The 6,872-nt window shown below is 34.4% G+C and carries 7 protein-coding genes; 6 read left to right on the forward strand and 1 reads right to left on the reverse strand.

The features are described from left to right. The 6 genes from C6H08_RS08780 (at nt 1) to C6H08_RS08800 (ending at nt 6,564) form a co-directional block, all read left to right on the forward strand. Entirely contained in the window at nt 1–2,493 is a 2,493-nt protein-coding gene (locus tag C6H08_RS08780) for an LPS-assembly protein LptD (RefSeq protein ID WP_034565414.1), read from the forward strand. Nucleotides 2,494–2,528: 35 nt separating this feature from the next. Continuing rightward, the gene (locus C6H08_RS08785; RefSeq protein WP_034565418.1) at nt 2,529–3,188 is read left to right on the forward strand and encodes a histidine phosphatase family protein; all 660 of its coding nucleotides are present in this window, start codon (nt 2,529–2,531) and stop codon (nt 3,186–3,188) included. Between the two features lie 122 nt (nt 3,189–3,310). After that, nucleotides 3,311–3,913: a hypothetical protein gene (locus tag C6H08_RS08790; RefSeq protein ID WP_233708549.1), complete on the forward strand. Its 603-nt coding sequence runs from the start codon at nt 3,311–3,313 to the stop codon at nt 3,911–3,913. Between the two features lie 211 nt (nt 3,914–4,124). Further along, a complete protein-coding gene (locus C6H08_RS08795) occupies nt 4,125–4,943 on the forward strand; it encodes a hypothetical protein (RefSeq protein ID WP_233708550.1) in 819 nt (272 codons plus the stop codon). Between the two features lie 390 nt (nt 4,944–5,333). Next, nucleotides 5,334–5,495: a hypothetical protein gene (locus C6H08_RS11550; protein ID WP_194145904.1), complete on the forward strand. Its 162-nt coding sequence runs from the start codon at nt 5,334–5,336 to the stop codon at nt 5,493–5,495. Then, complete coding sequence (locus C6H08_RS08800) at nt 5,431–6,564, forward strand: glycosyltransferase family 8 protein (protein ID WP_158656849.1); 1,134 nt, start codon at nt 5,431–5,433, stop codon at nt 6,562–6,564. Before C6H08_RS11550 ends, C6H08_RS08800 begins: the two co-directional genes overlap by 65 nt. Nucleotides 6,565–6,610: 46 nt before the next feature. On the opposite strand, the gene C6H08_RS08805 is transcribed toward C6H08_RS08800, so the two are convergent. After that, on the reverse strand, nt 6,611–6,872 hold a 262-nt coding region (locus tag C6H08_RS08805; protein WP_158656850.1), incomplete at its 5' end, for a lipid A-modifier LpxR family protein.

Genomic DNA, 6,872 nt, shown 5'->3' on the forward strand with positions numbered 1-6,872 from the left:
ATGTATTATATTACCTTTAAGATTCATAAAAAAAATGTGATATTCCTAAAATGGATTCTGTATGTATTGCTTTTTTTTCATTTTGTCTATGGAGTAGAACAGCTTACAGATATACAAACTTCACAGAATCAAAATAGCGCAACACTCTTTTATGATTCTAAAGAACAACAAGTGTTGCCGACATTTTCAGACACTAAAAGAGAAGATTCTAAAGACATAAAACAAACTATGAGTGAGAGTGAAAAGAGAGAAAATGAAAAGGGCTTACAAACAGGCGTAAGTAAAAAGGACACAGATTTTTCAAAACTTTTTGAGCTTTTAGGTGAAGAGATAGATCATTATGATAACTATATGGTTGTGCGTGGTAATGCGATATTGAAAAATAAAGAAGCCTATATTATCGCTGATGAGATTATCTATAATCCAGAGTTAAAACAAGCTAGACTAATAGGCAATGTCCGCATTTATAAAGGCGATACACTCTCTGTGATTGCAAAACAGGCGACAGTTTATCTCAATAGTGATTTTAGCATTATCAGACCCTTTTATATACAGGATACAGACACAGGCATTTGGACTCATGCAGAGAGTGCTAGCTCTCAAAAGTCAATCTATCGCTTTGCAGATTCTATGGTTTCAGGTTGTTCTTTTGTAAGTCCTGCATGGCGTATTGATTCAAGCAAAGGGGCGTATGATAAGGAAAAAAATACACTTGCTTTATGGAATCCTAGAATCTACATTGGCGATGTGCCGGTATTTTATCTGCCTTATCTTAAAGTCTCACTTGAGAATAAACGCACAAGTGGTATTTTATACCCAACTTTAGGTAGCTCAAGCACTGATGGTTTTACCTATATTCAGCCCTATTATGTAGCATTGCAAAACTTCTGGGACATGACTATTAGCCCACAGGTAAGAACTTCAAGGGGTGGCGGTGCAAATTTTGAGTTTAGGGCGATTGATAGTAGCAATGACAAATACATGTTGCATTTAAAGTATTTTTATAATAACGATGAATATATGCAAAAGTTAAATCTACTCAATCAGCATGTTTATGGTTTTGATTTTAAGCATAGCAAAAGAAATGTGATTCAAAAATATTTTGGTGCTAAAACTAAGCTTGATAATGCTATGTTTTTTGACTTAGCATTTATGAATGACATTGATTATATGCGACTTGATGATGTGAGATATTTTCTCAATCAAACTTCATATATCTCAAAGACAAATCTTTACGCTCAAACAGATAATCACTATTTTGGTTTAAATCTACGCTATTATCTAAACCTTTACACGCCAAATAACTCAACGACATTTCAGAATCTCCCAAACATTCAATACCATAAATACATGGGATCTTTATTTATAAAAGAATTATTGTATTCACTTGATTATAAGATGCAGTATGCACATAGAACTACTGGCTATTCGTATTTATCAAATGAGCTTTCCATTCCCATTGGTATGCAGTTTTCATTTCTCAATAAATACTTTTCTATTGGAGCATGGCTTAATGTCTTTGCGGGGAATACCTATGCTACAAATACAAAAGATACTATAATCTATACCGCCCCAAATACTTCTATCGCTATGCAAGAGAATATGGGTAATTACGCAAATCTTAATTATAGAATCTCTGTAAATAGCGATATTGGGCGAAGATATGGGAACTTTTTCCACTCTATGCAAACCGCAGTTTTATTTAATGCCCCAGTTGATAGAGTGGTATTTACAAATGGGATCTTAAGTCCAGAGATTCTAAAAACCTATACGCAATTACCCGTTGGTGTGCTTGATGCAATACAAAATGGTGCAAATATATGGAATCCACAAAATTTTGGCAATATCTATCAAATGATAAGGCGGCTTGACCTTAGCATGTCAAACTATATCTATAATCGCAATGGTGCTGAAATCTTTTATTGGAAGCTTAGTCAGTCCTTTAACTTTGATGATACAATCTCACCTTTGCGTATCCCTATGGAAAATAAATTTGGCACGACACCACTTCCGGGGTTAAGCTTAAATCTTAGCCTTTTTTACTCATGGTTTTATAGTAATTTTACTGAAATAGGGGTAAATGCCTCATATACAAAAGGGGCGTATGCAGCAAGCATTTCTTACTTTTTAAAAAGAGATGATGCGGCATGGAGCATTGATCCTACCACACTAACCTATAAGCCCATAGACTCATCAAATTATTTAAGTGCATCTTTAAGGGGGGATTTAGGCTATTTTGGTTTAGTAGCAGATCTAGGCTATGACCTTAGGACGCAAAATATCGTAAATATAGGTGTTGGCGTCTATAAAGACATTAAATGTTTTGGTATTGGACTAAAGGCTGGGAGCAATAGGACGCCTATGTTATCACAAGGTAATACAATTAGCGTAATTGATAATATTTATGTGAAAGCAGAATTTAGATTCGTGCCTTTGACAACCTTTGGTTATACTTATAGGCTACGACCAGTTATAGAGCAGCAAAACAAATAGATTCTAACGGAGATTCCAAACAATAGAGGAAAAATATGATAGCAACGATATATAAGGGGTTTGCACAAAGTGCGACTATAAGTCCAAAAAATGCAAAAATGATTTTACGACATTCGCTAAGAGATAAAATACCACCGAATGAAACAGGCAATGATATTTTACTCACTCGCGAGGGCGAAATCATGGCAGAACATTTTGGATTGCATTGTAATTTCTCTATTGCAAAAATACATACAAGCATAATAGAGCGATGTATCCAAACCGCAAATCTTTTTGCAAAGGGCTATAAAGAATCTAAGCAGAAAGAACTAGAAATAATCCATACAAATATACTCACAGATACCTATATCAATGACTTAGATAAAGCAGTAGAGTTATTTAAAACGCAATCGCCTTATTCTATAATATCTGCGTTTTTGCGTGGTGAGAGCTTACCCGGTATGCGTGGTGTAGAAGAGAGTATGAAAACACTCTTTAACTATATCTTTGCCGATAAAACTTGTGAAGATATGGAGATATTCATCACGCATGATACTTTTTTAATCGCCATTGTTTGCTATTGCCATAATCTGCAACCACAGCTTGACGACTTTAACTGGCCCTATATGCTAGAGGGTGCATTTCTCTACCTTGAGAATAATCATATACATTGTATCTTTAGGGGTATTGATAAATCAATCCCTTTTGTTTTTTGATATTATGAGGATATTATGCAAAAAGAAAATGTGGAATAATTAGGAAGAATCTGACTCACACAAAACATGCAAGAAGTAATTACTAAAAGATTTAATATAATGCGAATCTAAAAGTGTAGTATATGCTTAGAATCTATTTATTCGTATTTGCCACAACATTATGCTTTTTTAGTTATTTATCATTTACTACAGAATCTAGCATACCGCAAGGCTTTGTTGCACACAAAGAGATAGAGACGCAAGAAAAGCACATGCAAGAAACATTTACAATATACACACAAAAACGCATACACACAAGCTTTGCGTGTTTTCAAATAGCATTGCCAAAGGCATATATTATGCAACAAAAAGATAAAAATGCAAAAAAGATTCAGAGTGTGCAAAAGGGGCAGAAAATATGTCTAAACTTCCCACAAGATATACCACATACTAAGCTAAAAATCACACTCAAAGAGATTGAATCTCAATGGGTGAGAGTAACGCTTATAAATGATTCTGTATTGCTTAATGGATATATCCCTATTCATGCTCTAAAAGATTGGCAAAAAATAGATTCTAAAAACTTTGTAGAATCTAGTAGCGGCGGTGAGATTTTACTAGAGAATGCCCCAAAGATTACTAGTAAAAATCTTAAAAGTATAAGTGGTGGCTTTTCAATACCGCATATTCTACAAATCGCACAAGATAGGTTGGCTGTAAGCGATTGTGAAAGTGCAAGAACATGATTAGCCTTAGCTCAGCAAGATGATAGGGAGAATTTAGCTATTTATGATTTATATGTGAAATTACTTATGTGTGAAGGGCAAAACGATGAAGCTTTAAGGCTTAAACAAAGTTTGGAATCTGTGCAGAATAAATCAGCAAAAACAAAATAAATTCAAAAATTACATTTATTCAAACACAAAAAGGCTAAAATGCCGATTATAATGAAAGGTTATGACAAGGTGCGTAACACTCAATGATTTTTACATTGAGAAAATTAAATATGGGAGCAGGATTATGTCGTATGTAAAATATGCAAGTATTGTAAAAAAAGGGATTGTAGGTATTGTGCTATGCAGTGCGTTAGGTGTCAGTGTGAGTGCTGCATGTAGCAAAGCGGTATGCGTACATGGCGATGTTGGTGTCGGTGGGCTTGAAGTTGATTTTGGTGGTGATCGCAACGCTATGGTGAAAAGTAGGGGTGGATATGGTAAGCTTGGCTTAAAAATGCTTATAGTCCAAAGAGTGCAGTTGGGGTTAGCTGTTAGAATTGGTGGTGGTGTGAGTAAGCTATCTGGGGCTACACTAGCTGGGTTGGCAACAGATGATACATTTGGTTTATTTGGCGGTGATGCGAAACTTGGCGTGAATATCGCAGGGCTAAATGCACCGGTATTTCTTAATCTTGTATTTGATGTGGATGCGTATGTAAATAGGGAATCTATCAGCAGAAGTCTTGGTATATTAGGCTTAGAGATAGAAGGTAGAGTTCCTGTATCAGAGACAACATATTTTACATATAGTGGTGGAGCTGGTATAGCAGATGGTCTGTATAAATTTCACACTACGGGCGATACAGCTTCTAATATCAAAGATGGCAGTTATGCAATCTTTGGAAGCATAGGTATTACTAAAAATATTGGTGAAAATGTGAGTTTTTATTTTAAGGGCGTTGGAAAATATTATAATTTGCAGGCTTCAAGTGGCAATACGCTTAATTTCCCTATTGCAAATGCGTGGCAAACTGGTGCTGAAGCTGGGATAAGCTTCTAGTCTTCTAAGATTAATAAAAAGGTTTGTGGGGTTTTACATTGCTTTATTATTTTCAGCATGGAAACTATATGCTTCCATACATTCTTTTGTAAAACTCGTGTGCATATTGTAAGTATTTCTTATATCAGTCTCTAAGCATGTGCCCTTTTATGCGCAGTGAGGTTTCAATGAGTTGCAGTTAAAATAGTGCGAAAGTACTCATAAGCATAAAAACTAAAATAACCAAACCTATCGAAATCCAACAATACATTTGCACTTCAGTGTAATCCAGTATAACTTAATTTTTATCATATTAGACATGATTGATCTCTGTGGCGTAATTTACCACATTAACAAACTTAAAACAAAAGTTGCTATAATTTCGGCATTTTTTAACAAGGAGATTCCAAGATGTATCATATCGTGTTTAATGCAAATGATGATTATATTAAATATCTTGCTGTTTTGTGTCATAGCATTGTGAAAAATGCTGCACATAATAATATTATTGAGACTATGGGGGGGGGGGGGCAAACTCTCATTCACTCACACTCAATCAATAAGCTACTATGAAAAAGATAATGAAAGCATACCACCTTCATTAAATAATCCAGATTTATCTAAAGATAACACACCTTTATATAAATCACAAAATAGCCAAATACAAAATAATCCATTTGCTTTTCATATTCTCACAGATGGTTTAAAACATGAAACAGAACAAAAACTTCAAACCTTAGAGTTAGAGTTAAACAAGCTTTATCCTTGCAAATTTCATATTTACACTCTTTCAGATTCTATGTTTCATGGTTTGCCAAAGCTAAACAATAATTATCTTGCATATTTTAGAATAAAGATGGCTAGTTGTTTGCCAAAAGAAATTCAAAAATGCTTGTATCTTGATGTTGATATGCTTTGTGTGGCAGATATTAGAGAGATTTTTTATAAAGATTTGCAGGGTAAAATATGCGGTGTTGTATTGGATGCACATTATCTGCCTTCTCGCATTATGCCTGGTGTAAATGGTGGTGAAGGCAATGGATTTTCCTTAAATATTGACACTTATTTTAATTCTGGACTTATGCTTATAGACTTGGAGCAGTATAGAATCTACAATATAGAGCAAAAATGCTTTGAATGGTTGAAATGCTACATTCCAACATGGTTTGATCAAGATGTGTTTAATGCGATTTTAAGCAACCATCTTTATATTCTACCGCTTGAGTGGAACTTCATGCTGGGACATGTAGAAAATAGAGATAAAAGTGACTTCAAGGGTGAAAGTGAGGAATCCAATCTCATTTATACTTATCAAGAATATGTGGAAGCAAAAAATAATATCAAGATTTTGCATTATCTTACCACAATAAAGCCTTGGCATGCACTTAGAGCGAATGAGAATGGAAACATAATAAGCTGCGCTTATCGCAATGAGTGGTGGATAGAGGCGTGCAATACACCAATTTTTGATAAAGAACTGCAAATTTTATATATACAAAGACAGGAAAGTGCGATTTTTAATCTCTCAATTTGTTTGCAAAAACAAATAGCAAATTTAGAGAATCTTAGACAAAAAAGGAGACCACTAAAACGATTAAAACAATCCCTTAAAAGACGGATGAAGAAAATATTTCATAAATAACTACTAGGCTACAAGATTCTATAAATCTCGTAGTCATAATAATCTTCTAAAAACTTATCTCTAAACGCAGTGTCGCATAGTTAGAATCAAGCAATTGTTCTCTAAATTCTTTTTGTTTGTATGAATACATATATGCTAGAGATATACCCCTCCATGCGATTAAAGCCCCAAGCTCTGCTTCATAAACACACCTTGCCATATCAAGCTGTGTTTGAAATCCACCAAAAGAGTTTCCTTGTATAAACATATTGCGTCCCACAAAACGCTCTGCAATACCAAAAGTTACATAGAATCTAAAATCATCATTC

It is taken from the genome of Helicobacter bilis, assembly GCF_900198365.1.
In the GTDB taxonomy this organism is placed as follows: Bacteria; Campylobacterota; Campylobacteria; order Campylobacterales; family Helicobacteraceae; genus Helicobacter_A; species Helicobacter_A bilis_B.

Excerpts from the sequence above, each read along its gene's own strand:
- C6H08_RS08795 (WP_233708550.1), top strand. The coding sequence starts at position 4,125 with ATGACAAGGTGCGTAACACTCAATGATTTTTACATTGAGAAAATTAAA.
- C6H08_RS08785 (WP_034565418.1), top strand. The coding sequence starts at position 2,529 with ATGATAGCAACGATATATAAGGGGTTTGCACAAAGTGCGACTATAAGT.
- C6H08_RS08780 (WP_034565414.1), top strand. The coding sequence starts at position 1 with ATGTATTATATTACCTTTAAGATTCATAAAAAAAATGTGATATTCCTA.
- C6H08_RS08790 (WP_233708549.1), top strand. The coding sequence starts at position 3,311 with ATGCTTAGAATCTATTTATTCGTATTTGCCACAACATTATGCTTTTTT.
- C6H08_RS11550 (WP_194145904.1), top strand. The coding sequence starts at position 5,334 with ATGTATCATATCGTGTTTAATGCAAATGATGATTATATTAAATATCTT.